31 protein-coding genes are annotated in these 25,040 nt (G+C 51.6%); 22 read left to right on the forward strand and 9 right to left on the reverse strand.

Annotated elements, in window-relative coordinates; genetic code table 11:
* Nucleotides 1-69: 69 nt before the first annotated feature.
* From trxA to Q1K24_RS01535, 6 genes are all read left to right on the forward strand, one after another.
* On the forward strand, nt 70-390 hold the full coding sequence (gene trxA, locus Q1K24_RS01510; protein ID WP_300364915.1) for a thioredoxin: 321 nt from the start codon (nt 70-72) through the stop codon (nt 388-390).
* Nucleotides 391-471: 81 nt separating this feature from the next.
* Nucleotides 472-864 (forward strand): hypothetical protein, encoded by a 393-nt coding sequence (locus tag Q1K24_RS01515; protein WP_300364917.1) that lies wholly within the window; start codon nt 472-474, stop codon nt 862-864.
* Nucleotides 864-1,820 carry a thioredoxin-disulfide reductase gene (gene trxB, locus Q1K24_RS01520; protein WP_300364919.1) on the forward strand — a complete coding sequence of 319 codons (957 nt, stop codon included), beginning with the start codon at nt 864-866 and terminating at the stop codon, nt 1,818-1,820. The genes Q1K24_RS01515 and trxB overlap by 1 nt, the downstream gene beginning before the upstream one ends.
* Nucleotides 1,814-2,581: a 4-hydroxy-tetrahydrodipicolinate reductase gene (gene dapB, locus Q1K24_RS01525; RefSeq protein WP_300364921.1), complete on the forward strand. Its 768-nt coding sequence runs from the start codon at nt 1,814-1,816 to the stop codon at nt 2,579-2,581. The genes trxB and dapB overlap by 7 nt, the downstream gene beginning before the upstream one ends.
* Nucleotide 2,582: 1 nt before the next feature.
* The gene (gene purF / locus Q1K24_RS01530) at nt 2,583-3,932 is read left to right on the forward strand and encodes an amidophosphoribosyltransferase (RefSeq protein ID WP_300364923.1); all 1,350 of its coding nucleotides are present in this window, start codon (nt 2,583-2,585) and stop codon (nt 3,930-3,932) included.
* A gap of 79 nt (nt 3,933-4,011) precedes the next feature.
* Nucleotides 4,012-4,965 (forward strand): TIGR01212 family radical SAM protein, encoded by a 954-nt coding sequence (locus Q1K24_RS01535; protein WP_300364925.1) that lies wholly within the window; start codon nt 4,012-4,014, stop codon nt 4,963-4,965.
* 97 nt (nt 4,966-5,062) lie between these two features.
* On the opposite strand, the gene Q1K24_RS01540 is transcribed toward Q1K24_RS01535, so the two are convergent.
* From Q1K24_RS01540 to Q1K24_RS01560, 5 genes are all read right to left on the reverse strand, one after another.
* On the reverse strand, nt 5,063-5,608 hold the full coding sequence (locus Q1K24_RS01540) for a DUF2393 family protein (RefSeq protein WP_300364927.1): 546 nt from the start codon (nt 5,606-5,608) through the stop codon (nt 5,063-5,065).
* Entirely contained in the window at nt 5,605-6,129 is a 525-nt protein-coding gene (locus Q1K24_RS01545) for a DUF2393 family protein (protein WP_300364929.1), read from the reverse strand. The genes Q1K24_RS01540 and Q1K24_RS01545 overlap by 4 nt, the downstream gene beginning before the upstream one ends.
* A complete protein-coding gene (gene hisIE, locus Q1K24_RS01550) occupies nt 6,122-6,802 on the reverse strand; it encodes a bifunctional phosphoribosyl-AMP cyclohydrolase/phosphoribosyl-ATP diphosphatase HisIE (RefSeq protein WP_300364931.1) in 681 nt (226 codons plus the stop codon). Before hisIE ends, Q1K24_RS01545 begins: the two co-directional genes overlap by 8 nt.
* A 24-nt stretch (nt 6,803-6,826) precedes the next feature.
* The gene (locus Q1K24_RS01555; RefSeq protein ID WP_300364933.1) at nt 6,827-7,885 is read right to left on the reverse strand and encodes an SPFH domain-containing protein; all 1,059 of its coding nucleotides are present in this window, start codon (nt 7,883-7,885) and stop codon (nt 6,827-6,829) included.
* A 123-nt stretch (nt 7,886-8,008) separates the two neighbouring features.
* Nucleotides 8,009-8,923, reverse strand: coding sequence for a branched-chain amino acid transaminase (locus tag Q1K24_RS01560; RefSeq protein ID WP_300364935.1), 915 nt, complete (start codon nt 8,921-8,923; stop codon nt 8,009-8,011).
* A gap of 97 nt (nt 8,924-9,020) precedes the next feature.
* Here Q1K24_RS01560 and Q1K24_RS01565 point away from each other — a divergent pair, with 97 nt between their 5' ends.
* Together Q1K24_RS01565 and Q1K24_RS01570 are read left to right on the forward strand one after the other, a co-directional pair.
* On the forward strand, nt 9,021-10,439 hold the full coding sequence (locus tag Q1K24_RS01565; RefSeq protein ID WP_300364937.1) for an aldehyde dehydrogenase family protein: 1,419 nt from the start codon (nt 9,021-9,023) through the stop codon (nt 10,437-10,439).
* Nucleotide 10,440: 1 nt separating this feature from the next.
* Entirely contained in the window at nt 10,441-10,887 is a 447-nt protein-coding gene (locus Q1K24_RS01570) for a DUF523 domain-containing protein (protein ID WP_300364939.1), read from the forward strand.
* On the opposite strand, the gene Q1K24_RS01575 is transcribed toward Q1K24_RS01570, so the two are convergent.
* Complete coding sequence (locus Q1K24_RS01575) at nt 10,882-11,079, reverse strand: hypothetical protein (protein ID WP_300364941.1); 198 nt, start codon at nt 11,077-11,079, stop codon at nt 10,882-10,884. The two genes, Q1K24_RS01570 and Q1K24_RS01575, sit on opposite strands and share 6 nt — an antisense overlap.
* A 41-nt stretch (nt 11,080-11,120) precedes the next feature.
* Between Q1K24_RS01575 and bcp the strand changes: the two genes are divergently transcribed.
* From bcp to fliR, 5 genes are all read left to right on the forward strand, one after another.
* Complete coding sequence (bcp, locus tag Q1K24_RS01580) at nt 11,121-11,594, forward strand: thioredoxin-dependent thiol peroxidase (RefSeq protein ID WP_300364943.1); 474 nt, start codon at nt 11,121-11,123, stop codon at nt 11,592-11,594.
* 279 nt (nt 11,595-11,873) lie between these two features.
* Nucleotides 11,874-12,686, forward strand: a complete 813-nt coding sequence (rpsB, locus tag Q1K24_RS01585; protein ID WP_300364945.1) for a 30S ribosomal protein S2 — start codon at nt 11,874-11,876, stop codon at nt 12,684-12,686.
* Between the two features lie 2 nt (nt 12,687-12,688).
* Complete coding sequence (gene tsf / locus Q1K24_RS01590) at nt 12,689-13,609, forward strand: translation elongation factor Ts (RefSeq protein ID WP_300364947.1); 921 nt, start codon at nt 12,689-12,691, stop codon at nt 13,607-13,609.
* A gap of 6 nt (nt 13,610-13,615) precedes the next feature.
* On the forward strand, nt 13,616-14,299 hold the full coding sequence (locus Q1K24_RS01595; RefSeq protein ID WP_300364949.1) for an ABC transporter ATP-binding protein: 684 nt from the start codon (nt 13,616-13,618) through the stop codon (nt 14,297-14,299).
* Nucleotides 14,296-15,060, forward strand: coding sequence for a flagellar biosynthetic protein FliR (fliR, locus tag Q1K24_RS01600; RefSeq protein ID WP_300364951.1), 765 nt, complete (start codon nt 14,296-14,298; stop codon nt 15,058-15,060). Before Q1K24_RS01595 ends, fliR begins: the two co-directional genes overlap by 4 nt.
* 10 nt (nt 15,061-15,070) lie before the next feature.
* Here fliR and Q1K24_RS01605 read toward each other — a convergent pair whose 3' ends face one another.
* Complete coding sequence (locus Q1K24_RS01605; RefSeq protein WP_300364952.1) at nt 15,071-15,613, reverse strand: phospholipase D-like domain-containing protein; 543 nt, start codon at nt 15,611-15,613, stop codon at nt 15,071-15,073.
* Nucleotides 15,614-15,697: 84 nt separating this feature from the next.
* On the opposite strand from Q1K24_RS01605, the gene Q1K24_RS01610 reads away from it, so the two are divergent.
* The 4 genes from Q1K24_RS01610 to argS all read left to right on the forward strand — a co-directional run bounded on the left by Q1K24_RS01610 (nt 15,698) and on the right by argS (nt 19,642).
* Nucleotides 15,698-17,077, forward strand: a complete 1,380-nt coding sequence (locus Q1K24_RS01610; RefSeq protein WP_300364954.1) for a hypothetical protein — start codon at nt 15,698-15,700, stop codon at nt 17,075-17,077.
* Nucleotides 17,078-17,698: a guanylate kinase gene (gene gmk / locus Q1K24_RS01615; RefSeq protein WP_300364956.1), complete on the forward strand. Its 621-nt coding sequence runs from the start codon at nt 17,078-17,080 to the stop codon at nt 17,696-17,698.
* Between the two features lie 96 nt (nt 17,699-17,794).
* Entirely contained in the window at nt 17,795-18,034 is a 240-nt protein-coding gene (locus Q1K24_RS01620) for a twin-arginine translocase TatA/TatE family subunit (RefSeq protein ID WP_300364958.1), read from the forward strand.
* 21 nt (nt 18,035-18,055) lie between these two features.
* On the forward strand, nt 18,056-19,642 hold the full coding sequence (argS, locus tag Q1K24_RS01625) for an arginine--tRNA ligase (protein WP_300364961.1): 1,587 nt from the start codon (nt 18,056-18,058) through the stop codon (nt 19,640-19,642).
* A 173-nt stretch (nt 19,643-19,815) separates the two neighbouring features.
* On the opposite strand, the gene rsfS is transcribed toward argS, so the two are convergent.
* Together rsfS and nadD are read right to left on the reverse strand one after the other, a co-directional pair.
* Nucleotides 19,816-20,157 carry a ribosome silencing factor gene (gene rsfS / locus Q1K24_RS01630; RefSeq protein ID WP_300364985.1) on the reverse strand — a complete coding sequence of 114 codons (342 nt, stop codon included), beginning with the start codon at nt 20,155-20,157 and terminating at the stop codon, nt 19,816-19,818.
* Between the two features lie 38 nt (nt 20,158-20,195).
* On the reverse strand, nt 20,196-20,741 hold the full coding sequence (gene nadD, locus Q1K24_RS01635) for a nicotinate (nicotinamide) nucleotide adenylyltransferase (protein ID WP_300364964.1): 546 nt from the start codon (nt 20,739-20,741) through the stop codon (nt 20,196-20,198).
* Nucleotides 20,742-20,805: 64 nt separating this feature from the next.
* Here nadD and gap point away from each other — a divergent pair, with 64 nt between their 5' ends.
* The 5 genes from gap (at nt 20,806) to fabI (ending at nt 25,038) form a co-directional block, all read left to right on the forward strand.
* Entirely contained in the window at nt 20,806-21,801 is a 996-nt protein-coding gene (gap, locus tag Q1K24_RS01640) for a type I glyceraldehyde-3-phosphate dehydrogenase (RefSeq protein WP_300364967.1), read from the forward strand.
* Nucleotides 21,802-21,855: 54 nt separating this feature from the next.
* Complete coding sequence (locus tag Q1K24_RS01645) at nt 21,856-23,064, forward strand: phosphoglycerate kinase (RefSeq protein ID WP_300364970.1); 1,209 nt, start codon at nt 21,856-21,858, stop codon at nt 23,062-23,064.
* Complete coding sequence (locus tag Q1K24_RS01650) at nt 23,057-23,776, forward strand: triose-phosphate isomerase (RefSeq protein ID WP_300364973.1); 720 nt, start codon at nt 23,057-23,059, stop codon at nt 23,774-23,776. Before Q1K24_RS01645 ends, Q1K24_RS01650 begins: the two co-directional genes overlap by 8 nt.
* A gap of 10 nt (nt 23,777-23,786) precedes the next feature.
* Nucleotides 23,787-24,146: a four helix bundle protein gene (locus Q1K24_RS01655; protein WP_300364976.1), complete on the forward strand. Its 360-nt coding sequence runs from the start codon at nt 23,787-23,789 to the stop codon at nt 24,144-24,146.
* A 67-nt stretch (nt 24,147-24,213) separates the two neighbouring features.
* A complete protein-coding gene (gene fabI, locus Q1K24_RS01660; protein WP_300364979.1) occupies nt 24,214-25,038 on the forward strand; it encodes an enoyl-ACP reductase FabI in 825 nt (274 codons plus the stop codon).
* The last annotated feature ends 2 nt before the right edge of the window (nt 25,039-25,040 follow it).

Genomic DNA, 25,040 nt, shown 5'->3' on the forward strand with positions numbered 1-25,040 from the left:
CTGATAACAAAAAAATTTAAAGTTATACCCGCTATAATCTAACCATTAATTTTCTCAAGGAGTTCCGTAATGGGCAAATATATTGAACTGACAGGCAGCAATTTTGACGAAACAGTCAAAGAGGGTGTAACACTGGTCGATTTCTGGGCACCGTGGTGTGGACCGTGCCGCATGATCGCACCGGTTATCGAAGAACTTGCCGAAGAGTATGAAGGCAAAGCGAAAATCGCGAAAGTCAATACGGACGAAGAGCAGGATCTTGCGATCAAATTTGGTATCCGTTCCATTCCGAGCATCCTCTTTTTCAAAGACGGTCAGGTTGTTGACCAAATGGTCGGTGCCGCTTCCAAGCAGGCATTTGCCGAAAAACTCGACGCACTTCTCGGCTGATTTTCCACTACCATGCATCAAGGAAGGAGAAAATCCCTTTTCTCCTTTTCCTATGTGTTCGCCTCCTTTTTCGGGGCGGCGATGATCGCACTCGCTTTCGGCTATTTCAACTACAAATATTCCCAATACAAATTTATCAATTTCAAAGAGACGATACTCTATACTAAATCAAAACTGTTCGAGCCCGATAAAAAACGGTATATCGTCGTTGTCTACAGCTCGCATATGGGGGAGATCGACAAGACGCTGGAGCCTTTGTCGAGACAGAACAGCGTTCTGGCGATCGATCTGTATCAAAAGCGCAAAGCGCGAAAAGAGAATATCATCTATCTGACGGCAGGAACGAATACGCTGCTTAAAATCATCCATCGATTTCATATCCGGGAAGTACCGAGCTATTTTATGATTGAAAAACAGAACGAAAACGGACTCTACAAACAGGCAAGCAAGATCTATCTATTGGAGGTAAAATGATGTTGGATTTGGCGATTATCGGCGGAGGGCCGGCGGGATTGACGGCAGGGCTCTATGCCACACGGGGCGGTCTGGAACATGTCGTCATGTATGAAAAGGGCATGCCGGGCGGTGCCATCACCCAGAGCAGCGAGGTCGAGAACTATCCTGGGATTACCGAGGTGGTGACGGGTATGGAACTGATGCAGGATTGGCCGAAACAGTGTATGCGTTTCGGTCTGAAGCATGAAATGGCCGAGGTGACCCGAGTCAGCCGGCCGGAAGGACTCTGTTTCAAAATCGAGTTGAGCGACGGGAGCGTCGAAACGGCCAAAAGTGTCATCGTCTGTACCGGAAGTACACCAAAACGTGCCGGCTTCAAAGGAGAGGATGAATTTTTTGGGCGGGGTGTCAGCACCTGTGCCACCTGCGACGGCTTTTTCTACAAGGGCAAGGAGGTCGCCGTTATCGGAGGCGGCGATACGGCACTCGAAGAGGCACTCTACCTGGCCAATATCTGCTCGAAAGTCTATGTCGTGCACCGGCGCGACGAGTTTCGTGCCTCACCCGCCACGGTCAGGCGCGTCAAAGAGAACGAAAAGATCGAACTGGTACTCAATGTCGTGCCGGATGAAGTCTATGGCGACGCGATGGGCGTGCAGGGACTGAAAGTTCAAAAACGGGATACGGACGAGATCATCGATCTTCCTGTACCGGGCATCTTTATTTTTGTCGGCAACAATGTCAACAACGGTGTTCTGAAACAGGAGGACGGCACCTTTCTCTGCGAGGTGAACGAGTATGGTGAAGTGGTCGTGGACCTGCTCATGCAGACCAGCGAGAAAGGTCTTTTTGCAGCCGGCGATCTTCGTGTACTGGCACCCAAACAGGTTGTCTGTGCCGCCGGTGACGGCGCGAATGCCGCGATCGGTGCGATCGCTTACGTTGAACATCTACATCGGGAGAATCTATGCTAAAAGTCGGAGTCTATGGGGCGAACGGCCGGGTCGGTCAACTGCTCGTCAAAAATCTTTCGGATGATCCGGAAACCGAAGTCGCCGCGTTGTGCGAGCGTGACCGTATCGATTTTCATGCGCCGGAAGGATCGGTCGTGACCAACGATGCGAAAATTTTTCTCGACAGTTGTGAAGCAGCCATCGATTTTACCGTTCCGGAGGCGACCGAAGCGTTGCTGAGAGCGGCAATGGATCGTCCGCGTCCGCTTGTCATCGGAACGACGGGTCTCGATGATGCCCAGAAAGCGTTGCTTGAAGAGGCCAGCGAAACGATGCCAATCCTCTATGCCACCAACATGTCCGCGGGTATCGCATTGTTGAAAAAACTGGTACAGTTGACAGCCGAGAAACTGGGTGATTTCGATATCGAGATTGTCGAGCAGCATCACCGATTCAAAAAGGATGCACCGAGCGGTACGGCGCTGACGCTGGCCGAATTTGCCGCGAACGGCCGCGGCCTCGACCTCGACAGGGTACGGGTCAGCTGCCGCGACGGCATGACGGGCGAGAGGACAAAAGAGGAGATCGGTGTCATGGCGATCCGTGGCGGGGATGTCGTCGGGCGTCATACAGTCGGCTTCTACAACGATGGCGAATTCATTGAGCTCAACCATACGGCCACCAGTCGCGAAACCTTTTCGAAAGGGGCGGTTCGCGCCTGCAAATGGCTGGCGGACCAGCCGGCAGGGCTTTATGACATCAGTGATTGTCTGGGACTTTGATATGGAACGATTTCTGAATGAAAAGTGTGCGGTTGTCGGAGTTTTCGATGTCAAAGGGGCGGCGCAGATCGCTTTTTTCGGGCTTTTTGCCCTGCAGCATCGCGGCCAGGAGGCGGCGGGTATCTGCTCGAACAGGGACGGCAAGTTCCATCTGATCAAAGACCGCGGCCTCGTGACGCGGGTCTTCAGTGAGAAGAAGATCAAAAAACTGAAAGGTGACATGGCGATCGGCCACACCCGATACTCCACCGCCGGAGACGACTCCATACTCGATGCCCAGCCCGTTTTCGCCCGTTACGATCTTGGGGAAATCGCGATCGTCCACAACGGCAACCTGACCAATGCCCAGGAGGTGCGCGAGCAGCTCATCAAGCGGGGGGCCATTTTCCAAACCTTTATGGATACCGAAAATATGATCCACCTGATCGCCAAGAGCGAGAAGGATCGTCTGATCGACCGTATTGTCGATGCACTGCACAAGGTGGAAGGTGCCTACAGTTTCATCATACAGAGCCGAAGCAAAATGTACGCGGTGCGCGATCGGTTCGGTTTCCGGCCGCTCTCGCTCGCGAAACTGGGGGATGGCTATATGGTCGCCAGTGAAACATGTGCATTCGACCTGGTGGGCGCGGAATTTGTCCGAGATATCAGACCGGGCGAGATGCTGATTTTTGAAAAGGGAAAACCACCGAAATCGATTCAGGTGTTTGATCCCAATCCACACAAATGTATTTTCGAATATATCTATTTCGCACGCCCAGACAGTGTTGTTTTCGGCAAAAATGTCTACACGCTTCGCAAGAAGATGGGACGGGAACTGGCCAAAGAGCTTCCTGTGGATGCCGACATGGTCATACCGGTACCAGATAGCGGTGTCGCGGCGGCACTCGGATATTCGCAGGAGAGCGGCATACCGTTCGAACTCGGCATCATGCGAAACCATTATGTCGGGCGTACGTTTATCGAGCCGACCCAGGAGCTGCGCAATCTGAAAGTCAAAATGAAACTGAGTCCGATTCGCGAAGTGATCGAGGGGAAACGTCTGATCGTCATCGACGATTCGATCGTGCGGGGAACGACCAGCAAGCAGATTGTCTCGATGCTCAAAGAGGCGGGCGCGAAAGAGGTGCATATGCGTATCTCCTCGCCCCCTACGACAGGACCGTGCTATTACGGTGTCGACACGCCCGACAAAGAGAAGCTGATCAGTGCGCAGATGAGCACGGAGGAGGTCTGTGACTATATCGGTGCCGATACGCTGGCATTCATTTCGATTGACGGTATGATGAAGGCTGTGGGCGACGATCAGAACTACTGCAAAGCCTGCTTTGACGGAAATTATATTGTCTAAATAGATGTCCGATCTTAACATTTTGAAAAACCGTCCGGATATAATCCGGGCAATGTGTATGCACAATCAAAGGGGGAGTGTGAAGAAAGTATTCACGATCGGACGCTATTTTCGCAAAAAATTTGGCGAGGATGTCTACAAAGTACCGCTCAGTATTCTTGGGTTTACCTGTCCGAATATTGACGGCACTGTAGCCAAGGGGGGGTGCACATTCTGCCTGAACGAATCGTTCAGCCCCAATCTCGCCAAACCGTCGAAAAAGTTCTATCTCAACCCGGACTCTTCCGACAATCCGTTGCTCGAAAAACAGCTCGACCAGGTGCGTATCCAGTATCGTGAGACAAGTCGGCGACTGGCCGGAAAGTATGGTGTCAAAAAATTCCTGGCCTATTTTCAGTCGTTTACCAACACCTATGCCCCCATCGAAACACTCAAAGCGCTTTATGAAGAGGCGTTGCGCCAGCCCGGCTGCATCGGCCTGAGTATTGGAACACGCAGCGACAGCGTCACCGAGGAGATTCTGGACTATCTGGCCGAGCTTTCGGAAACGTATGAAATCTGGATCGAGTATGGCATTCAATCGATCTATGACGAAACTCTTGAGGCGATCAATCGGGGACATGACAGTGCCAATGTCAGGGCGTGGATCGCGAAAAGCAAGGCGAGGGGGCTCAATGTCTGCGGCCATATCATTTTCGGACTGCCCGGTGAAACGGAAGCGATGATGCTCGATACGGTTCGCGAGTCGATCGCATGGGGTATTGACTCGATCAAGATCCATCCGCTCTATGTCGTCAGAAATACGGCGCTCGCTGTCGATTATCTGAAAGGCAAATTTACACCGATCGACGAGGCGACCTATATCAGATTGCTGGTCGAATCGATCAGGATGTTGCCGCCGACGATCAGTGTCCAGCGTGTTACGGCAGGCATCGAAGACGACTCGCTGCTTGCACCCGAATGGTGCCGCAGCAAACACGAGCAGATGAAACATATCCGTGCCGCGCTCAGAGAAGCAGGATATATCTATTGAAACGAAGTGAACGGTAAACGAAGGAGGAAAGCCGGGGGGCTTCGCCCATTTTTATTTTGGATGAAGCTGACGTGTATCAGCTTCCACTACCCACTACTCAGTGGCAGTGCAGCTTATAGATTAAACGTGTTTTCGTGAAATAGGGAGGGTAGTGCATCCGTATCGTGAAAGGGCGCGTTTCGTCCGGCTTGAGGCGTTTGGCCACGATAAATTCCCTTTTGATGGTGTTGGGGCGCTCTTTCAGCTCTTTTTTCGATTTCAGAAAGTTTCCGAATCCGGAAGGCTGGTAGATCTGGCTTCCGCTCAATTTGCCGGATTCGACAGGATTGTTGATCATTTTGATCGTCAGTTTGCATTTCCCGATCATGAATTTCCCGACATTCTGCACTTTGCCTTTGAAAATGATCTCTTCCGTACGCAGGATTCTGTGATTTTCGACGGAGAGCAGTTTCCCCTTCTTGGTATATTTGTCGAGTACGAACATGCTGAACACAGCCGCCGTCGTCGTAACGAGAAACGATGCGAAGACCATCGACCAGAATACGTTGGGACGTGTCTCTTTTCTCGAGATGATAACGAGAAGAATGAATAGAGCCAAAAAAAAGAGAAGAACCAGCCAATGAACGATGGTCAGGTAGATCATGGGTAGCACCTCGCACGCACGCTTACATTGAAATCATCTTTGTTGCTAAAATGATCGACGATAATCTTGAAGGGTTTAGCTATCCCGCGCTCCAGTGGCATTTCGAAATGCTCGATGTCGACTCTGTGCGGCTTCAAAACGGCGGACCACTCTTTCAGCAGACCATTCGGCCGATAGACGGAGAGAACGATATCGCAGGATGAGAAATCGATCCTGCCACTGTTTTCGATCGTCCCTTCGACGATCAGTGAGCGGCTGAAATTGAGAGGTTTCACCTTTTCGATTGTGACCGTGGCGGCCCGCAGATAGAGATCCATGGCCATTTTAATGACAGGAGGACCGAAAAAGAGGAGAAAAAGGCCGAAAAAGAGAAGAGAGTAGGAGAGACTTCTGCGTTTGATGAAGGCACCGAGTACCATCAGAAGAATGGCCAGGAAAAGAATCCATCCGATGGCCATATAGTCGTATTTCGTCAATGAATGAAACGAATAGAGGAGATAGTGTCTGAGCAGTTCAGTCATCGGTGCGGCTGTTTTTCTCTTCGATTCCGCTCATTCCGAACCGGCGGGCCAGTTCCTGCCTGATACGGTCCGGTGATATCTCCGTCTTTCCCAGAGCAACCAGCACATGGTAAGTGAGATCGGCGCATTCGTAAACGATCTCCTCTTCATCGCCATCCTTGACGGCGAAGCAGAACTCCCCCGCCTCCTCGACCACTTTTTTCAGCATACTGTTCTCTTTGCCCTGCAGGAGCTTGGCGGTGTAGGAGCTGGCGGGGTCGCTATGTTTCCGCTCCAGAATCGTATGGTAGAGTGTGTCGATAACGCCATATACAGCCGTCGTGTCGATATCCGCTTCGCAGACCGTTTTTTCTGCTTTGATATCGGTAAAAAAGCAGCTTTTTCGGCCGGTATGGCAGGCCACACCCTGTTGATGGACGAGAAGCAGAAGCGTATCGGCATCGCAGTCGAGCAGCATCTGGGCAATCTCCTGCGTATGTCCGCTGGTTTCCCCTTTTTTCCAGAGCCGTTTGCGGCTTCGGGAGTAGTAGTGGGCAAAGCCGGTATCCCGGCTCAGCTCGAAAGCCTCCCGGTTCATGTAGGCGAGCATCAATACCTCTTTGGTATCGACATCCTGCACGATGACCGGAATCAGCGGACTCTTTTCCCAATCGATTTTCATGGTTTCACCCATTTTCTGCCTTTGTATCTTTCTCCGTTATTGGCCGACTACGGAGCTTCGCTGTTTATCTTTCGTGTCGATCCAGATATTCGGCACTGCACCGCCGGGTGTCAGGAATATTTTTGCATCTCTGTTGGTCTTGAGCGCTTCGTTGAATTTGCCCTGGACTTCGATCTGGCGAAGCCGGAGAAGTTCGTTGGTGAGCGAATTGCTGATCAGCTTGTTCGCTTTCGCCTGCGCTTCCGCTTCGATGCGGATGCGATCCGCTTCGCCCTGCGCCTGGATCTTTTTCGCTTCGGCGGTACCGTGTGCCAGTGCCGCTTTCTTCTCCGCCTCCTGCTTGGCTCTCAACACTTCGTACTTGACGCGTTCCGCCTCTTGCTTGGCGATCTGGACCCGTTCGATCTGCTCCTTGATCTTCTGCGGAAGGATGATGGAGCGCAGCTGCACGGCAACCAGTTCGACCGGATTGTGCTCCAGTTTGTCGATCTCTTTCGCGATGTCATTCTGAATTTTGATTGCGATTTCGTTCCGTTTGACCGGAAGCTCTTCGGCTTTGTACTGCCCGATGACGTTACGCACCACGTCACGCACGACGGGGTTGATGATTTTTTCTTCCCAGTTCAGGCCCCATTCGGCGACCGTCTGCGGGGCACGCATCGGATTGAGGCGGTACTGTACCGTCAGTTCGATGTTGACGGGAAGGCCCCGTGCGTCCAACACTTCGATCGCCGGTTTGATCAATACGCCGCCGCGCCGGTCAAAATCACCTTCGCCGGCCGTTGTCTTGTAGTTGACGATCCGCACACGCGTATCGACGACGATGACATCCTGAATGGCCGGAATGAAGAGATGCAGTCCCGGCTGAAGCGGATCGGGATTGAACTTACCCGCTGTTTTGAGAATGCCCACTTCACCCGAATTGATGACGACGAAAGGCTTGAAAAAGATCAGGAGTGCCGCAACGATGATCAATACATAGAGTACGGTCGCCTTTTTGCTGAAATCCTGGATAAACTGAGGGGGCTTCGGGGGCCGGTTCTCTCCCCCTTCGCCCCGCTGTTTGTTGAAATAGTCGTTCATGTCTGCTGGCATGATAATCCTTTTTTATTTGGTCGGAAGGTGAGAAGGTGAGTTCGCCGTTTCACGGCTGGTAAGAGGAGATGGTAAAGACTTTTTCTTTCCTACCCTCTCACCTTCCTACCCTCTCACTTGTTTTTAGATATAGGTCAAATAGTGTTCGAAATCTTTGTTGCGCCCGTAGACGACATTGAAATACTCCTGCTGCAAATGCTCGGTGATCGGGCCCCGGTGTCCTTCGCCGATGATGCGGGCGTCAACTTCGCGTACCGGTGTCACTTCCGCCGCGGTACCGGTGAAGAAAGCTTCGTCGGCGATGTAGACTTCGTCGCGCGTGATGCGGCGGTGCTCGACCGTATAGCCCAATTTTTCCGCCAGTTCGATGACGGTCGCCTGTGTGATCGATTCGAGACTGTTGTCGTTTGGCGGTGTGATGATTTTTCCGTTTCTGACGATAAAGAAACATTCGCCGCTTCCTTCGGCGATAAATCCTTCGTCATCGAGCAGGAGAGCCTCTTCATAGCCCGCTTCGAGTGCTTCGAATTTTGCCATCTGGCTGTTGAGGTAGTTGGCGACCGCTTTGGCTTTTCCCATCGTCGATTTGACCGAGTTGCGCGCGAACGACGAGATTTTGACACGGATGCCCTTTTCGAGCCCTTCGTCACCCAGATAGCTTCCCCACTCCCATGCCGCGATGGCGACTTCGACCGGGGCGTTGATATGGTAGAGACCCATCACGCCATAGCCCAGATAGATCAGCGGACGAATGTAGACATTGCCATCGAAATGGTTTTCACGCAGCAATTCAAGCTGTGCCGCTTCCAGCTCTTCGAGCGTATAGGGCGATTTGATCATCGTGATTTTCGCGGAATCGAGAAGACGCTTCGTATGGTCTCTCAGACGGAAAATGGCCAGCCCCTTTTCGGTTTTGTAGGCGCGTGTGCCTTCGAAAACGCCGTTTCCGTAGTGCAGTGTATGTGTCAGAATGTGAACATTTGCCTCGTCCCACGGAACGAGTCGGCCGTTCATCCAGATGGTATCGGCTTTTTTCATTCATCTCTCCAGATTGTTGTCGTTTCAATAAAAAGTGGTTGATTTTATCTTATAATAGATTAAAAGCAGTTTTGAAAAAAAACGAGGAGCAAAAAGGATGGTGAAAGCAAAAATATATATGGGTTCCAACGCATTGGAGAGTGACAAAAAAGGAGAGAGAAAGTCGCCTTACAGCGGTGAAACGGTGTCGAGCTATCCTCTCTGCGGTGCAGACGATGCCAGAGCCGCACTGAAAATAGCCGAACAGGCATTCGAGGATACCAGAAAAGCACCCCTGTCGCAACGTATCGCCTGGCTCAGGGACGTTGCCAAACGGCTGAGAGAGCAGAAAGAGATGTTTGCCAGAACCATTACGGACGAAATCGGCAAGCCGATCATGTTCAGCCGAATCGAAGTGGACCGCTGTGTCGAGACGATCGAATTGACGGCGGATGCCCTGACACATTTTCGGGGTGAAACCATTCCGACCGACGCGACACCGAGCGGGCGCAAGTCGACCGCGTTCTGGCGCCGCGTGCCGGCCGGTGTTGTCGTCGCCATCACACCGTTCAACTTTCCGCTCAATCTCGCCGCGCACAAGCTTGCCCCTGCGCTGGGAGCCGGCTGTAGCGTCGTGCTCAAGCCGACGCCGGAAGCGCCGGCGACGGGCTATCTGTTCGCCAAACTTTTTATCGAAAGCGACTATGCCGTCGAAGATGCCCTCAGTCTCGTATATGGTGATGCGGAAGTCGGCAGTGCGCTCGTGACAAACGATATTCCCCGTGTCATCAGTTTTACCGGCAGCGTACCGGTCGGCAATATCATCACGAAGAGTGCCGGTATCAAGAAGGTGAGCCTGGAGCTGGGAGGCAATGCGGCGACATTCGTCGAAAGAAGTGCCGATATCGGCTATGCTGCGGCGCGATGTGCCGTCGGAGCCTTCGTCAATTCCGGCCAGGTCTGTATCTCGCTGCAGCGCATCTATGTCGATGCTGCCATCTACGAGGATTTCGCTGCAGCCATGACCGAAGAGACGAAGAAACTGAAAGTGGGAAGCCCGTACGAGGATGATACGTTTATGGGGCCGTTGATCAATGAGGAGGCGCGAGAGCGGGCGATGAAGTGGGTCGAAAGCGCGAAAGGAGAAGGTGCCCGTGTCGTGGTTGGCGGGGAGCTTGTCGACGGTATATTCGCACCCACCGTAATGGGAGATGTGACAGACGATATGGCGATCGTCTGCGAAGAGGTCTTTGCACCGATCGTCAGTCTCGTCAAAGTCGAAAGTTTCGATGAAGCGGTAGCAAAGATGAACGATTCACCCTACGGTCTGCAGTTCTCCGTCTTTACCAACGATCTGAAGATGACACAGCGTGCACTCGATGAATTCGAGTGCGGCGGGATTGTCGTCAACGACGTTCCCACGGTGCGATTCGACATTCAACCCTACGGCGGGATGAAACTCAGCGGTGTCGGCCGCGAGGGACCGGAATTCGCTCTCGAAGAGTTCACGGAGATCCAGTCGGTGGTGATTTTCTGAGATGGGCTCTAAAAAAAGAGTTGCCGTCAGTGCCTGTCTGGCCGGCCATAACTGCCGCTACAACGCCGAACCGAAGGGCAATCCGGAGGTGATAAAAAAACTGGAAAAGGAGGGGTGTGAAATCGTGCTTTTCTGTCCCGAAGATGCTTGTTTCGGCACGCCGCGGGAAGCGATGGATCTCACCGCAACCTCCGAAGGAGTCAAAGCACTGACCAAATTTTCCAGAGAGGATCGCACGGGTCCGATTGTCGACTACGCTGAAAAGTTTTTCGATGACAATCCCGAAATCGATCTGTTTGTCGGAAAAGCGCGCAGTCCGAGCTGTGGAGTCTGTACGGGCAGACTGTATGACGAAGAGGGCAATCTGCTGAGCGAAAAAGAGGCGGGAATTATGACCGCTGAAGCGAAAGCGAGAGGCATTAAAACGGTAGATGATGAATCGCTATGACTCTTTTTTGAATTGCTGCAGCCACTCAAAATTCTCTTCCACCATCTTCTCATATTTCTCTTCCAGACCCTTTTTGATCGACTCGAGCTCTTCGATGCTGAAATAGGCGAGATAGTCCGGATTGATAGTGGTCGGATTGCCATCGAAACTCAGCAGCTTTTCGATCTCCTTGAGCAGTTCATCTTTTTCCATAATGGTATACTAACGCAAAAAAAGCGAGGAGGGATTGATATATGTTGGAAGTGGGTCAAAAAGCGCCGGATTTCTGTCTTCCGAATCAGGACCACGTCGAAATCTGTCTGCGTGATCTGAAGGGGAAATGGATCGTACTCTATTTCTATCCGAAAGATCTGACGCCGGGTTGTACGACGGAAGCGTGCGAATTTACCGAAGCGATGCCCTCATTCGAAGAACTCGATGCCGTCATTCTGGGTGTGAGTCCCGACTCGCCGCAGAAGCACCAAAAATTCATCGAGAAAAAAGAGCTGAAGATCACACTGCTGAGCGACGAGAACAAAGAGGTTCTCAAAGCGTATGGGGCCTGGGGTCCCAAGAAACTTTACGGAAAAGAGTATGAAGGGGTGATCCGTTCCACATTTCTTATAAATCCCGAAGGTAAAATCGTCGCAGTGTGGCCGAAAGTGCGTGTCAAAGGCCATGTCGAAGCGGTGAAGGAGAAGCTGGAAGAGTTAAAAACTAAAAACTAAAAGTGAAAAGTTGAAGATACGGATGCGCGGCTCACCAAAACGCAACTATCCACTAAGCCCGCGAAGCGGGCGTCTCACTATCGTTAAATAAAGCTGAAATTCAGCTGGTATTCAGTATTATTGCAATCCCTTTTTCCATAAGTGGGAAAGGAAACCTCGCATGTGTCAATCCTTGACAGGTTGCACGGAAAACCGTGTTGATGGGCACAGAGGAAGCGCATCAGGCGCTGAAAACCTGGCCATATGGCACAGTAAAACATTATCATTCAAGGAGAACCCATGGTCACTATGAAAGACCTTCTCGAGTGCGGTATGCACTTTGGACACCAGACACGTCGTTGGAACCCGAAGATGAAAAAATTCATTTTCGGCGTACGAAAAAACATTCATATTATCGACCTGCAGAAGACGCTTCGATACTTCCGTTACACCTACAATGTCGTTCGCGATGCGGCTGCCGAAGGCAAAACCGTCATGTTCGTCGGTACGAAAAAGCAGGCGCGCAATGCGATTGTCGAGCATGCACAGCGCAGCGGCATGCCGTATGTCCAGACACGCTGGCTTGGCGGTATGCTGACCAACTACCAGACGATCCGCAAATCGATCCGCAAACTCGAAGTGATCGAAGAGATGGAAGAGAGCGGAAAGATGGATCTTCTGACAAAAAAAGAGGCGCTGATGCTCAAGCGCAAAAAAGAGAAACTCGAAAACTATCTCGGCGGTATCCGCAATATGAAAAAACTGCCGGATTATCTCTTCGTCGTCGATGCAGTCAAAGAGCGCATCGCGATCAAAGAGGCCCAACGTCTTGGCATTCCTGTTATCGCGCCGCTCGATACCAACTGTGATCCGGATGTCATCGACTATCCGATTCCGGGCAACGACGACGCGATTCGTTCGATTCAGCTTTTCTGCCGCGAAATGGCTGATGCGATCATCGAGGGGCGTGAACTTGCGGCTCAGGAAGCCGAAGAGGAAGAGGCTGTGACCGAGGAGGAGATGGCTGCCGTGACGGAAGAAGCGGTTGCAGAGGGCGAAGCGGAAGGTGCGGAAGAGGCATCCGAAGAAACCGACGAAACAAAAGGAGAATAACCATGGCAGTAACAGCAGCGATGGTCAAAGAACTCCGCCAGCGAACCAACGCGGGGATGATGGACTGTAAAAAAGCGCTCACCGAAACGAACGGTGACATGGAAGCGGCCGTCGAGTGGCTTCGCAAAAAAGGGCTCTCCAGCGCCGCGAAAAAAGCGGGCCGTGTTGCCAGCGAAGGTGCAATCAGCATCGAAATCAGCGACGATCACCGCAAAGGGACGATTGCCGAGATCAACTCCGAAACCGACTTCGTCGCCCAGAATGACAATTTCAAATCGCTTGTAAAAAAAGCGACGCGCCACGTCCACTGCTCGACAGCGACGACGGTCGAGGATCTGCTTCAGACGGAGATCGACGGCACGACCTTCGAAGAGTATCTCAAAGGCGAAATCGCGAAAATCGGCGAAAACATTGTCATGCGACGCTTCGTCACGATCGATGCGGGTGAGAATGGCACGGTCGAGGGCTACATCCACGGCAACGGAAAAGTGGGCGTACTCGTCGCCGCCAAGTGCGACAGCGACAAAACCTGCGAAGCGGTCCGTCCGACTCTGAAAAACATCGCGATGCATATCGCTGCGATGAACCCCGCCTACCTCGATGAAGAGGCCGTTCCGGCCGAAACGATCGAGAAAGAGAAAGAGATCGCGATCGAGCAGCTCAAAAAAGAGGGCAAGCCCGAAAAGATCTGGGACAAGATTCTCCCGGGCAAGATCAAACGATTCCTCAAAGACAATACGCTCGTCAACCAGCCGTTTGTTATGGACGACAAAAAAACGGTTGGCCAGGTGCTCGACGAAGCGGCCAAAGCGGCGGGCGGTACGGCGAAAATCGTCGAATTCATCCGCTTCGAACTTGGCGAAGGCATCGAAAAGAAAGAGGAAGATTTCGCAGCGGAAGTTGCGGCACAAATGGGCCAATAATCTTTTATGCCTTTGTCAATCCCTTCCGGTGCGTCTGTCGACGCGCCGGTACTGCTTCAGGCAGAACAGCTCTCCCACGCATTCGACTATCCCCTTTTTGAAGAGATCGATCTATCCATCCGCGAAAATGAACGTGTCGCCGTCATCGGTGTCAGCGGCAGTGGAAAATCGACGCTTCTGCATATTCTGGCGACCCTTCTGCCGCCTCTTCATGGTCATGTCCGTCTGCTCGGTTCGGATGTCTACAATCTCGGTGCGAAAGACCGGCTTGCGATACGGCGGTACGAAATCGGTATCATTTTTCAGTTTCACTATCTTTTCAAAGGAATGAGTGCGGCGGAAAACATCGAAATCGCAACCCTTTTAAGCGATACGGAACCGGATGGGAAACTGATGAAAAGGCTGGGTATCGAAGGGGTACTGCATCAGCGTGTGACCGAACTGTCGGGAGGACAGCAGCAGCGTATTTCGATCGCAAGGGTTCTTTCGAAAAATCCGCGAATCATTTTCGCTGACGAACCAACCGGCAATCTCGATGACGAGACAGCGCATATCGTGATGGATGCCGTTTTCGAGCATATCGAAAAGGTCAATGGTGCTCTGTTCCTTGTTACGCACGACGAGAGAATCGCCAACAGCTGCGACAGAGTCTATCGGTTGGAACATACGAAACTGGAGCGTATCCGGTGAGCTGGTACAGCTTGCTGCAACCCGATCACATCTACACCTTTCTGCTGCTTTTTGTGAGGCTTTCGACGCTTTTCGTCTTCCTGCCGTTTTATAACCACATGTCAGTGTCACCGCAAATCAAGGCGGCATTCGCATTCTATCTTACACTTGTGCTTTACCCGATAGTACCCATTACGCCGGAGCCGATGGCGGCTTCACTTTTTATAACCGCACTCCTTTCCGAAATCGTCATGGGATTGATAGCCGGGGTTGCTCTGAATATTGTTTTCGGCATCTTCTCCTATGCCGGCGAGCAGATCGCTTTTGTGATGGGCTTTTCGCTCGCGAGTGTCATGGATCCGCAAAGCCAGATCCAGTCGCCGCTTGTAAGTCAGTTTCTGACAATGATGGCACTGCTCATTCTGCTTGCATTCAACGGTCACTACATGATATTGATGTGGATGGTCGAAGCGCTCAGGCAGGCACCCCTTGGCGGTTTTGTACTCGATCACGACATGTTTGACTATCTCATCAATGCGATGGGCCATCTTTTTCTGATGGGATTTTCGGTTGCATTTCCGATCGTTGCACTCTCTCTGCTTTCCGATATCATATTCGGCATGCTGATGAAAACGATGCCCCAATTCAACCTCCTCGTTGTCGGTTTCCCTATCAAAATCGCGCTTGCCCTGCTTGTCTGGTCCGTCGTGCTCGGTTCGATGATGCTGATTTTCAAAGATGAGTTTTTGAAAGCCATCCACATATTGATGGCGTGGATTTGAGATCTCTTTCTCAGTAGACTTCGGTTCGTTTTACCATTCTTTCGAACGCACGTTCCAACTGTTTGGCCATTCCATAATCGTCGATGAAACAGAGTACTTCATAGTTTTTTCCGAATCCCGAATAGGTCCAGTTGGCCGAACCCATGACGACACGGCGGTTATCGACGATCATCACCTTCATATGCATCAGCGCTTTTTCGGACCTATTCTTCCGATAGGGTTTTCCTTCCAGTACCAACGTTTCTATATTGCGGTATTTGGCGAGATATCCAAGCTGACTTTTTCGGTTGTGAAGATTGGCCGATTTGTCGAAAATGATCCGTATTTTGACACCGCGTTTGGCCGCTTTTGCCAAATGTTTCGCAATGGTTTTGTGGGTAAAACTGTAGATGGCCGCATCGATTCGATTGTGGGATGAATCGATTGTTTTGATTATCCGCTGAAGAGCGCTGTCGGCTTCGAAGGGGAGTGTATACAAGTGTGTGGATAGCGGCTCCGCCGAAAGGAACGAAAGGTGCGTGACGAGGAGTAGAAAGGTCCACAAACGGCACATGGTGGAATCCTAAAGCAAAAATAAATGATGTTGATTATACAATAAAACCAATGTCACAAACCATTTCAACCAAAGGCTTCCAATATGCATATGCTTCTGATCAACCAGAATCCGATTGTCTCCAAGCTGGCAGGGCTCAGTGCCCAGAAATCCGGTTTTGAAATTGTGGAAGAGCTGTCGGTCGATACGATCGAAAACGCTCCTTACGATGTGCTTTTCATTGACGATGCGAAACTCGAGAGTATGAGTCCCGAAGCGTTGAAAGAGAAGACGGGCGCCAAAAAAATCTGTCTGATCTATGCCGACGACGAAGAGAGGGCACCCGGCTTCGACTATTACATCAAAAAACCGTTTCTTCCGACGGAGATGGTCGATTTGATGGCCGAAATACATGACGATATGCTGCTGCCTGAGGTAGAAGAGGAGGGGGAGGGCGAAACGGTTCCCGAAACAGCGGTCGAAGAGAAAGAAGAGGGTGTCGTAGCCGAGGGTGAAAGTGTGGCGGAGATGCCCGAAGAGGTATCGCAAAAGGAAGAGGAGAGTGGTGAGTCCGAAGATTTCGATGCCCTTCTGGAAGAGTTGGAAGCTGAAAACTCCGAAAAGGGGAAAGAGGAGGAACCGGAAGAGGATTTCGAAGCGTTGATGGCTTCTCTCGAAGAGGAAGGCGGCGAGGAGAAAAAAGAAGAGGGAATGCCGCCAAGCGAAGAGGCTGCAGCGGAAGAAGCACCGAAAGAGGAGAAAAGCACGGAAGAAGAGAAGATTGAGGAACTCGACCTCGATGCACTGCTTGAAGAGGCCGAAGCCGGGGAAACGACGGAGATCATGGAAAGGGAGGAAGAGGAGGAACTCGATCTTGTCCTGGAAGGGCTTGACCTCGAAGGGCTGGAGGGTGAAGGTGCGGAAAGAGAGGAGCCTGCCACACTTCCGGAGACGGAAGAGCCGTTTGGTGGCGTTCTCGATGAAGAACTGGTCAGCGAAGTGAAAGAGTTGCTTGAAGAGGAGGTTCCTGTGGCCGAGGAAGAGAATGTCGCCGAAGAGGAGCTGCTTCCGGAAGAGCCTGGTGCCATGGAGAGTGAAGAGGAAGAAGAGGAAGCCGAGAAACCGGAAGAGGAGGAGACGGAGGCGGAAGAGCTTGCCGAAATCGCTCCTGCCGAGGAACTCGAAGCACTGGCGGAAATAGCATTGGAAGAGCCAAGAGAAGAGGAGCTCGATCTCCTTTCCGAAGAGGAACTTGCTACGGTGCTTGGAGAGCCCCTGTCGGAAGAGGGTGTCGAAGAGGAGAAAGGGAGAGAAGAGGCAGAAGAGGAGCTCGTTGCTGCGGAATCCGAACAGGAAAAAGGGGCTGGAACGGAAAAGGAGAGCGCATTGATTTCCACGTTGCTCGGAACCGATCCGAAAGCCCTCAGAAAACTACTGGCCGGTGCACAGATCACAATCAACATCACGTTTCCGAAAGATGTATAGATGGCGGATCGATTTGGATCGATACTGATCATCTCAGGTCCCAGTGGTGCCGGAAAAAGTTCGCTGATCAAAGCGGCAAGTGACAAAATAGGTGATTACTACTTTTCAATTTCCACGACGACGCGTTCCCCAAGAGAGGGGGAGCGCGATGGTTTCGACTACCATTTTGTCGACAAGGAGACATTCGAAGCCGATATCCGGGCAGGAGAGTTTCTGGAGTATGCACAGGTCCACGGGAATTATTACGGTACGTCGCTCAAGCCGATTCGTGAAGCGCTGGAGGCGGGAAAACTCGTCATTTTCGATATCGATGTGCAGGGACACGCCATTGCACGCGAGAGAATGGGGGATCTGATCACGTCGGTTTTTGTGACGACGCCGACGCTCGAAGAGCTCGAAAAGCGCCTGAAAAGCAGAGGAACGGATGATGAGAGCATTATTAAAAACCGTATCGAGAACGCCTTGATCGAAATCGAATATATCACCGCCTACGATTTTCTGATCGTCAACGATGATTTCGAAAGAGCACTTGACTCTTTCGTCGCCGTCGCCAAAGCGGCACGCCTGAAAAAAGGGCGCAAACAGACACTCCAATTCGTCAACGAGTGGCGCGGCACGTAACGCTTGCCGCGTAGATGGGTTCTATAAGGCCTGCAACAGGCAACGATAGATATAATAAATCGAAATTTTACAACCACAAATTATGAGGAGACAACTATGGGTATGCCATCAATGCCGGAACTTCTGATTATTCTCGCGATCGTCGTATTGCTCTTCGGTGCGAAAAAGATTCCCGAACTCGCCAAAGGAATGGGAAGCGGAATCCGCAACTTCAAAAAAGCGATGAAAGAGGAGGAAGAGGAGGAGCTGGCCGCTTCCGCGAAGGCTGAAAAACAGGTCGAGCAAAAAGCCGAAACGACCGAAACCGCCAAAACCGAAGAGAAAAAAGAGGCGTAACGAGCCGGCCAAAGGTAACGTTTGAAACGACGAGTCTACGAAGCCCTTCAGAAACACATCGATCATCCGATCGTCCTCGAGAAACCGAAAGACAAAAATTTCGGCCACTACGCGACACCAATCGCCTTTTCGCTGGCGAAGGTGCTTCGCCGCAATCCGATGCAGATCGCCGAAGAGCTTGCCGAAAAGCTGCGGGAAGAGGAGATGTTCGAAAAGGTCGATGCTCTTAAAGGATATGTCAATATCAAGCTGAGTCAGAATTTTCTGAACGACTATGCCACATGGGCCCTCGAACACGAAGAGGCGTTTGGAAAAGGTGACAACGGCCAATCCGTTCTACTGGAGTTCGTCAGTGCCAATCCGACCGGTCCGTTACACATCGGCCACGCCCGCGGAGCGGTATGGGGCGACGTACTGGCGCGTATTGGTACGCATGTCGGTTGCAGAATCGAACGGGAATATTATGTCAACGATGCGGGCAATCAGATCTATCTGCTTGGCCTTTCGGTCTATCTGGCGGGACGCGAAGCGGTGCTTGGCCTCGATGTCGAGTGGCCGGAAGAGTATTACCGCGGTGAATATATTCTCGATCTGGCCAGGGAAGCCGTCGAAGCACTCGGACAAGAGATGTTCATGGACGAAGGGTTCATTCCGGAGATCGCGGAGTGGGCGAAAGAGCGTATGCTGGAGCTCATCAACCGGAATCTTGCGGATGTCGGTATCTTTTTCGATCATTACGTCAGTGAAAAATCTCTTTACGAGAAATGGGACGAGATTTTGACGAAGCTGGCGGAGGCAGGCGCCGTCTACGAAAAAGATGGGAAATGGTGGCTGAAATCGACCGAGCACGGTGATGAGAAGGATCGTGTTGTCGTACGCGAAGATGGCCGGCCAACCTATCTGGCGGGCGACATTATCTATCACTACCTGAAATTCGAACGCGGATATGATCACTACATCAATATCTGGGGAGCGGACCATCACGGGTACATTGCACGTGTCAAAGCCGCCATTGCTTTTTTCGGTTACGATCCCCAGAAGCTCGAAATCATTCTTTCACAGATGGTCTCTCTGCTGAAAGGGGGCGAGCCCTACAAAATGTCCAAACGCGCCGGCAACTTCATCCTGATGCAGGATATCGTCCAGGAGATCGGAGCCGATGCACTCCGGTTCATATTTTTGACGAAAAAGAGCGATACCCATCTCGAATTTGATATCGAAGATCTGAAAAAAGAGGACAACTCCAACCCCATCTACTATATCAACTATGCCCATGCACGCGTCTTTTCACTTTTCGAAAAGGCCGGCAAGGAGCAGAAAGATGTTGTCCGTGTTTCACTAAACGGTCTGGGTGAAGATGCGTATGATCTTCTCTTTACCGCCCTTATTCTCCCGGAAGTGCTCGAAGACGCTTTCGAGAGTCGCCAGCTTCAGAAAGTGACCGATTATCTGAAATATCTGGCCGGCTTGTACCACAAGTTCTACTACGACAACAGAGTCATCGGAACGCCGTACGAAGAGAAACTGCTGAAGCTCTCGGCCATGGTGGCGCTCTCGTTGCGCGTCGGCCTGAAGATGCTCGGCATCACTGCCATGAAAAAGATGTGAAATCCCCATTCGAAATGGTGGAAGAGGCACTCAGGGAGTGTTTTCAATACTCAATACGCAAGTCTGGAACACTCTTTGCTTAAATACAGTGTAAGAGCCCCGGCCAGTTAGCTTGCATACTGTTCCGGTCAAACCGGGGCTCTATATCTGCCGGCAGCCGATGGGACTCGGTATCACTCTTCGTTTGAAGTTACCTCTCTTTTCCCGAGTGAATCAAGAAACTCTTCGAGGTTGTATTTTGCCCGATACTCGGGTACCATCAGATGGACCATGATGTCCCCGAGATCGACAACGGTCCACTGTTCTCCTTCGTCCACTGCAACGAAGGTTTCGCCCGCGGGCTTCAGATCCTCTTTCAGATAGTCGAGCAAAGCGAGAGTATGTTTGTCTCCCAGTGTTGTGGCGATAATGACAGCCTGTGTCAGGTATTCTTTGTCGTGCAGGTCGAACACCTGAATGTCTTCCGCCTTTTTCTGATCCAGAAGATCGACGATACGATCGACACGTCGTTGCAACTCTTTTTTCAATCCTACTCCTTCTTTGGAAAAACTGATTATATCTTCGACTTTTTGCTGTAAAACTTTACGACATCGTTTCGAATCGGTTCCGGTATCCACCGTGGGTCGATCGTTTTTCGAAGTTGTGTCGAACTGATGGGCATCTCGATCTCGAGACGGATGAATCCCTCCGGCACAGATTCCTCGTTGCGGGTGGCAACGACCCATCGTACCTTTTTGTCCAATTCGTCGAAACGGTGCCATTTGTGCAGATCTTTGAGATTGTCGGCGCCGATAATGAGGTAAATTGTATCAAAAAATTGTGCAAAATGGTTGACGGTATCGATCGTATAGGAAGGCCCCTCTTTTTTTATTTCGATGTCGCTGACCTCGATTCTCGGATCGAATGCCGTAATGGTTTTGAGCCATCTGTATCGCAGTTCGGGCGGAGCGGTATGCCCCTCTTTGAACGGACTGACATAGGCGGGTACGACAATCAGCTTGTCGATCTCAAGCTGCTGCAGCGCTTTTTTGATAATCTCGAGATGTCCCAGATGCGGCGGATCGAAACTTCCGCCGAAAATTGCGATGTTTTTATTCATTTAATGGTGATTATACACTTCATTTGATAAAATCGACGTAATTTTTTGACGCTAAGGACAACGGGTGGCATTGAGGATAGCGATAAACGGATATGGCCGTATAGGGCGAAGTGTGGCACGCATCGTATCGAAACGGGAGGATGTCGAACTGGTTGCCATCAACGATCTTGCCGATCCGAAAACGCTTGTCTATCTGACCAACTTCGACAGTATCCACGGTCCTCTCGATGAAGAGGCGGTGCTCGAAGGCGGGTGTCTGAACTATGCCGGGCAGCGGGTCAGAATCTTTCAGACTCCTGATCCTTCGGAACTTCGATTCGCCGATGCCGGTGCGGATGTCGTACTCGAATGCAGCGGCCGGTTCCTTCGCAGCGACATCGTGCAGACCCATATCCGCCACGGTGCCAAACGTGTCATCATCTCCGCACCAGCCGAGGACGACACTCCTACCTACGTTTTCGGTGTCAATGCAGATGCATACAAAGGCGAACCGATCATCTCCAATGCCAGCTGCACCACCAACTGTCTGGGACCCATCGCCAAAACGCTCGATGAGATATATGGGATCCGAACGGGGCTTATGACAACGATTCATGCCTATACGGGCGGCCAGAATCTGATGGATGCCCCCACATCCAGAGATTTGCGCCGCTGCCGAGCAGCCGCTGTCAATCTCGTGCCGACGACGACCCATGCGGCCGAAGCGATCTATAAAGTTCTTCCGAATCTGAAGGGAAAACTGCATGGCCAGAGTGTTCGGGTCCCTACGCCCGACGTTTCGTTGATGGATCTCAATCTCGTTCTCGAGAATGAGACGAGTGTGGACGAAGTCAATCTGCTCTTTCTCGAAAAAGCGAAAACAGAGCTTCGCGGTATTCTGGGTGTCGATGAGCGGTATGGGGTGAGCCAGGACTTCTGTGGCGATACGCGAAGCGCCATCGTGTCGACCGATCTGACACAGGTGATTGGGGGAAATATGTTGAAGATCATGGCATGGTACGACAACGAATGGGGGTACGCCAATCGACTCGTCGACATGGCACTGCATATCTTGCACTAAACAAAAATATGGCACAATCGATATCATAAGAACAAATCAAAACAAAGGGCAACAATGAAGCTTTTGACGATCAAAGATCTTGAACTTGCAGGAAAAAAAGTCTTTATACGATGCGATTTCAATGTGCCGCTCGACGAGTTTGGCAACATTACCGACGACCGGCGTATCCGGGCGGCACTTCAGACGATCCGGTTCTGTCTCGACCATGAGTGTGCCATCATTCTTGCGAGCCATATGGGACGGCCCAAGGGAGAGTTCAATGAAAAGTATTCGCTGAAACCTGTGGCAAAACGTCTTCATGCGCTTCTGCATCACGATATTGCCCTGGCGAAAGATGTGGTGGGTCCGGACGCCGTCGAAAAAGCCAAGGCACTGCAGGGTGGTGAAATTCTGCTGCTCGAAAATGTCCGCTTCGAGCCGGGTGAAACGAAAAACGATATGGATCTGGCGAAAAAGTTCGCCTCGATGGCGGAGTTTTACGTCAATGACGCGTTCGGTGTCAGCCACCGTGCCCATGCCTCGGTCGAAGCGATCACGCACTTCTTCGACGAAAATCACAAAGGGGCGGGATTCCTTCTGCAGAAGGAGATCAAATATTTCCACAAACTTCTGAAGAAACCGACACGCCCGTTCATGGCGATCGTCGGTGGAAGCAAAGTGTCGGGAAAACTCGAGGCACTCATCAATCTTTTGCCGAAAGTCGACAAACTGGTCGTGGGTGGTGCAATGGCCTTTACTTTCTGGAAAGCAAGGGGCTATGAAGTGGGGCAGTCGCTTGTCGAAGATGATCTGCTCGAGGATGCAGCGCACATTATGGACGAAGCGAAGCGGCTGGGTGTCAAATTCTATCTGCCGATCGATTTCGTCGTTGCTCCGGAGTTCAAAGAGGATTCACCGGTCAAGTATGTGACATTTCAGGAGATTCCGAAAGATTGGATAGGCCTCGATATCGGACTGGCTTCGACACGGCTTTTCCGTGAGGCGTTGGGGGATGTCCAGACGATCCTCTGGAATGGTCCGATGGGAGTTTACGAAATGGATAAGTTTTCCCGCGGAAGCTTCAAGCTGGCCAACTACGTCGCCGAATCGTACGCGACGAAAATCATCGGCGGGGGCGACACGGCCGACCTGATCCAGCGTGTCGGCGTGGACGACGAGATGACCTTCATCTCTACCGGCGGCGGTGCGAGCCTGGAGCTTCTCGAAGGCAAAAATCTTCCGGGAATCGCCGCCTTGCAGGTAGATGGAGACGAGGATGAGTAAAAAGATTCTCGCCGCCAATTTCAAAACCAACCACACACGAGCCTCGACACATGAATATGTCGAAGCCCTCGACAGTGCCCTTCAGAAGATGGGATACGGTTCGGAAGTCTATATCTTTCCACCTGCGACGGCACTCGACCGCTTCGCAACCCAAAGCGATATCCGCATCGGTGCCCAGAACGCCTATCCGACCGTCAAAGGTTCCTTTACCGGAGAGACAGGGCTGGAGCAGCTGGGGGAGTTCGGTATTGAAACCCTATTGATCGGGCATAGTGAGCGCCGTCACATTCTCGGCGAGACGCAGGAATTCATCGCCCAAAAATATGCCTGGTTCAAAGAGCAGAATTTTACGATCGTCTACTGTATCGGCGAACCGCTGGAAGTGCGTGAAGCGGGAGACGAAGCGGTACGACGCTATATAGTCGAGCAGCTCGAGGGCATCGACACGGTCTACGACAGGCTCATTCTCGCCTATGAACCGGTCTGGGCCATCGGGACCGGCAAAACCGCGACCCCCGATCTGATCGAAGCCACCCATACAATGATAAAAAATCTAAGCGAGCGTCCTCTGCTATACGGCGGCAGTGTCAAACCTGCCAACATCGCGGAGATTCTGGCCGTTCCGGGATGCGACGGCGCGTTGATCGGCACGGCGAGCTGGGAGGTCGAAAGCATGTTGGACATGCTTTCGAAGGTAAAAGGTGAAAAGTAAAAGGTAAAAGGTGGTACAGGGCGGTCCGGTCGGCAAGGAGAAAAGCTATCGGTTCGCCCTACGTGTCGTCAAACTCTGCAAATGGCTTCGGGAAGAGCATGGCGAATACATTTTAAGCAAACAGCTTTTACGATCCGGTACGGCAATCGGTGCTTTGATTTATGAAGCGGAGTTCGCACAGTCACGAGCCGATTTTCTCAACAAGCTGAATGTGGCTCTCAAGGAAGCCAACGAAACAAAGTATTGGTTGATGCTACTGAACGATTCGGAGTATCTGACGACGAAAATGTACGAAAGCATACGACCGGAGATTGAAGAACTGGTAAAATTGCTTGTGGCATCTATCAAATCTTTAAAAGATAAAAGGTAAAAAGCGAAGCGGTTTTCCATACCTTTTCCTTTTTACCTTTTATCTTTTACCTAAAAAAGGATTTTCTATGATAATGAAAGGCAAACGCGGCCTCATCGTCGGAGTCGCCAATAACAAATCGATCGCCTATGGCATCGCGAAAGCGTGCCATGAGCAGGGTGCCGAACTGGCATTTACCTATCTGAACGATGCATTGAAGAAACGGGTCGAGCCGATCGCGGCAGAATTCGGCAGCGATATGGTCTATCCGCTCGATGTGAGCAAGCCGGAAGAGTTCGAAAATCTGGCGTCGTCGTTAAAAGAAAAGTGGGGAACCTTCGATTTTGTGGTTCACGCCGTGGCGTTTGCCCCCAAGGAGGCACTCTCCAATCCCTTTGTCGAGACGACGCGCGATGCGTTCGGCATTGCGATGGATATTTCGGTCTACAGTCTCATCGAGCTGAGCCGATATATGCTGCCGATGTTGAACGATGGGGCTTCCATTCTGACACTCAGCTATCTGGGTGCCGAGAAATATGTGCCCAATTATAACGTTATGGGTGTCGCCAAAGCGGCGCTCGAAGCCTCTGTCCGCTACCTGGCTGCCGATCTGGGACCGCGCAAGGGAATCCGCGTCAATGCCATCAGTGCAGGGCCCATCAAGACACTCGCCGCCAGTGGCATCGGCGATTTTCGATTCATTCTCAAATGGAACGAAGCCAATGCGCCGCTTCGCAACAATGTCACGATCGATGAGGTCGGCAACAGTGCGATGTATCTGCTCAGTCCGCTTGCCGGCGGCGTGACCGGCGAAGTGCTCTATGTCGACGGCGGCTACCACATTATGGGTATGGCAGCTGTCGATGAAGAGGAAGGCAAAGCGATTCTCAACTGGGACAAAATCAACAAGTAAGT

Source organism: Hydrogenimonas sp. (assembly GCF_029932565.1).
In the GTDB taxonomy this organism is placed as follows: domain Bacteria; phylum Campylobacterota; class Campylobacteria; order Campylobacterales; family Hydrogenimonadaceae; genus Hydrogenimonas.

Coding starts and splice junctions, on each gene's coding strand:
- trxA (WP_300364915.1), top strand. CDS start 70: ATGGGCAAATATATTGAACTGACAGGCAGCAATTTTGACGAAACAGTC.
- Q1K24_RS01515 (WP_300364917.1), top strand. CDS start 472: ATGATCGCACTCGCTTTCGGCTATTTCAACTACAAATATTCCCAATAC.
- trxB (WP_300364919.1), top strand. CDS start 864: ATGTTGGATTTGGCGATTATCGGCGGAGGGCCGGCGGGATTGACGGCA.
- dapB (WP_300364921.1), top strand. CDS start 1,814: ATGCTAAAAGTCGGAGTCTATGGGGCGAACGGCCGGGTCGGTCAACTG.
- purF (WP_300364923.1), top strand. CDS start 2,583: ATGGAACGATTTCTGAATGAAAAGTGTGCGGTTGTCGGAGTTTTCGAT.
- Q1K24_RS01540 (WP_300364927.1), bottom strand. CDS start 5,608: ATGATCTACCTGACCATCGTTCATTGGCTGGTTCTTCTCTTTTTTTTG.
- Q1K24_RS01545 (WP_300364929.1), bottom strand. CDS start 6,129: ATGACTGAACTGCTCAGACACTATCTCCTCTATTCGTTTCATTCATTG.
- hisIE (WP_300364931.1), bottom strand. CDS start 6,802: ATGGGTGAAACCATGAAAATCGATTGGGAAAAGAGTCCGCTGATTCCG.
- Q1K24_RS01555 (WP_300364933.1), bottom strand. CDS start 7,885: ATGCCAGCAGACATGAACGACTATTTCAACAAACAGCGGGGCGAAGGG.
- Q1K24_RS01560 (WP_300364935.1), bottom strand. CDS start 8,923: ATGAAAAAAGCCGATACCATCTGGATGAACGGCCGACTCGTTCCGTGG.
- Q1K24_RS01565 (WP_300364937.1), top strand. CDS start 9,021: ATGGTGAAAGCAAAAATATATATGGGTTCCAACGCATTGGAGAGTGAC.
- Q1K24_RS01570 (WP_300364939.1), top strand. CDS start 10,441: ATGGGCTCTAAAAAAAGAGTTGCCGTCAGTGCCTGTCTGGCCGGCCAT.
- Q1K24_RS01575 (WP_300364941.1), bottom strand. CDS start 11,079: ATGGAAAAAGATGAACTGCTCAAGGAGATCGAAAAGCTGCTGAGTTTC.
- bcp (WP_300364943.1), top strand. CDS start 11,121: ATGTTGGAAGTGGGTCAAAAAGCGCCGGATTTCTGTCTTCCGAATCAG.
- rpsB (WP_300364945.1), top strand. CDS start 11,874: ATGGTCACTATGAAAGACCTTCTCGAGTGCGGTATGCACTTTGGACAC.
- tsf (WP_300364947.1), top strand. CDS start 12,689: ATGGCAGTAACAGCAGCGATGGTCAAAGAACTCCGCCAGCGAACCAAC.
- Q1K24_RS01595 (WP_300364949.1), top strand. CDS start 13,616: ATGCCTTTGTCAATCCCTTCCGGTGCGTCTGTCGACGCGCCGGTACTG.
- Q1K24_RS01605 (WP_300364952.1), bottom strand. CDS start 15,613: ATGTGCCGTTTGTGGACCTTTCTACTCCTCGTCACGCACCTTTCGTTC.
- Q1K24_RS01610 (WP_300364954.1), top strand. CDS start 15,698: ATGCATATGCTTCTGATCAACCAGAATCCGATTGTCTCCAAGCTGGCA.
- gmk (WP_300364956.1), top strand. CDS start 17,078: ATGGCGGATCGATTTGGATCGATACTGATCATCTCAGGTCCCAGTGGT.
- Q1K24_RS01620 (WP_300364958.1), top strand. CDS start 17,795: ATGGGTATGCCATCAATGCCGGAACTTCTGATTATTCTCGCGATCGTC.
- nadD (WP_300364964.1), bottom strand. CDS start 20,741: ATGAATAAAAACATCGCAATTTTCGGCGGAAGTTTCGATCCGCCGCAT.
- Q1K24_RS01645 (WP_300364970.1), top strand. CDS start 21,856: ATGAAGCTTTTGACGATCAAAGATCTTGAACTTGCAGGAAAAAAAGTC.
- Q1K24_RS01650 (WP_300364973.1), top strand. CDS start 23,057: ATGAGTAAAAAGATTCTCGCCGCCAATTTCAAAACCAACCACACACGA.
- fabI (WP_300364979.1), top strand. CDS start 24,214: ATGATAATGAAAGGCAAACGCGGCCTCATCGTCGGAGTCGCCAATAAC.